At 66.9% G+C, this 1,740-nt stretch carries 3 protein-coding genes; 1 reads left to right on the top strand and 2 read right to left on the bottom strand.

The window, feature by feature from the left end:
- Positions 1–650: integrase core domain-containing protein (locus tag FMEAI12_RS35620; protein WP_235015136.1), on the top strand; the 650-nt coding region annotated here is incomplete at its 5' end.
- Positions 651–825: 175 nt separating this feature from the next.
- Here FMEAI12_RS35620 and FMEAI12_RS35615 read toward each other — a convergent pair.
- Both FMEAI12_RS35615 and FMEAI12_RS35610 read right to left on the bottom strand, forming a co-directional pair.
- Entirely contained in the window at positions 826–1,230 is a 405-nt protein-coding gene (locus FMEAI12_RS35615) for a type II toxin-antitoxin system VapC family toxin (RefSeq protein ID WP_112109402.1), read from the bottom strand.
- Positions 1,231–1,239: 9 nt separating this feature from the next.
- Entirely contained in the window at positions 1,240–1,437 is a 198-nt protein-coding gene (locus FMEAI12_RS35610; protein WP_112109401.1) for a hypothetical protein, read from the bottom strand.
- Positions 1,438–1,740: the final 303 nt, after the last annotated feature.

Below are 1,740 nucleotides of genomic sequence, written 5' to 3'. Positions count from 1 at the left end.
GAGTCGCCACCGTCTGGCGGATCCCGCACCGCGCCGGCGTCGACCCCGCACCCCGCCGGGCCGACACCTCCTGGCGCACGTTCCTGCGCGCCCAGGCCTCCGGCCTGCTGGCCTGCGACTTCTTCACCGTGGACACCGCGTTCCTCCAACGGATCTACGTGTTCTTCGTCGTCGAACACGCCACCCGCCACGTCCATGTTCTCGGGGTCACCAAGCATCCGACCGCGGCCTGGGTCACCCAACGGGCACGAAACCTGCTGATGGACCTCGAGGAGCGTAGCCACCGGTTCCGGTTCCTCATCCGTGACCGCGACACGAAATTCACGGCTTCCGTCGACGCCGTCTTCACCGCAGCCGGCATCGACGTGATGCACACACCACCACAGTCTCCGAAAGCGAACGCGATCACGGAACGCTGGGTCGGCACCGCCCGCCGCGAATGCACCGACAGACTGCTGATCGTCTCCGAACAGCACCTGACGTCGGTCCTCGCCACGTACGCCGAGCACTTCAACACCCACCGACCCCACCGCTCCCTCGGCCAGCACCCACCCGACCCGCCACCCGCCGTCGCCCCGACCTCGGCCTCCACCGTCCGTCGCACACGCGTCCTCGACGGGCTGATCAACGAATACCGCAACGCCGCCTGACGACCCCCGCAGACGATCACCCGAGCTACAAAAGAGCAGCTCACAGGCCGCACCTGGATTTTGGAGCCCCACACGCTCGGTGCTGACGTCGGCGACTGGGCCGTCGGTCGAACGTACCGTCCACAGACACGCCTGACTCCGCCATAGTCCCGTACGTGTAGGTGGCGAGCGGCGGTTACTCCTCGCCGAGAATCCGTAGACCGTGATGATCCCTGAAGTACATGTAGTCCTTCAGGTTCAAGGTGGCGAGCGGCAGATTGTGGGTGAGGCAGCAGGCCGCGATCCACATGTCGTTGACCGGGCGGGGCTGTCCGGCCCGGGTGGCGGCCGCGGAGAGTTTGCCCCAGGTGGCGGCGACTGCTTCGTCGCCGGGCAGCACAGGGATTCCGGAGAGCCAGTCGGCGAGTTCCTGACGTCGGCGACTGCCCCAGTCTCGCAGGTCGGTCCACTTGGTGAGCTCACCGAAGGTCACGAACGTGATCAGTGGCCGTCGGCCGATCAGGCGGGTTGCCACGGGCCCGCTGAGTCTGCGCTTGTGACTCAGGGAGGCGACGTCGGTGTCAAGGACGACAGGCTGCACGGCGGCGGCTCAGGCGACGTCGCGACGACGCTCGGCGTAGGTGAACGCGAGGAACTCGTCGAGCTCCTCGTCGGAATCGAAGGTGTCGGCGGCCAGGTCGTCGAGGGACCGGATGGGTTGTGTACCTCTCGCGGCCAGGAGCTCCTCGACGGTGACCGCAGGGCGCAGCGGCGGGTACAGCGGATGGCCGATCTCTGGAGTGCTCATGGACGAGGGCCTCCTCGCTGGTGTCTCCGGCTCGCTGGTGTCTCCGGCTGGCTGCGAACTAGGGCCAGCATACGGCGCGGTGTGCAGGTCGCGACCCGTGAGCGGCTGTAGCCCGAAGAAACCGTCGCCTTGTCGCACACCGGCAGACATCGGACCTCCGGCATCTTCGAGCATTCAGAGCGTGTCTCAGGTGGGGTGTGGGAGTTTCTTCCAGCAGGTGATCGCGGCGGCCAGGCAGAGGAATCCGAGGAAGTTACGGCCGTTGCGTTCGTAGCGGACGGTCAGCCGGCGGTAGCCGTCAAG

The sequence above is a fragment of the Parafrankia sp. Ea1.12 genome, from assembly GCF_900465275.1.
Taxonomy (GTDB): domain Bacteria; phylum Actinomycetota; class Actinomycetes; order Frankiales; family Frankiaceae; genus Parafrankia; species Parafrankia soli.
The sequence above is the reverse complement of the archived record's forward strand: the minus strand, read 5'-3'. Positions and strand labels throughout refer to the sequence as shown.

Bases quoted from the DNA above. Each gene is read 5' to 3' on its own strand.
- FMEAI12_RS35610 (WP_112109401.1), bottom strand. From the start codon at position 1,437: ATGAGCACTCCAGAGATCGGCCATCCGCTGTACCCGCCGCTGCGCCCT.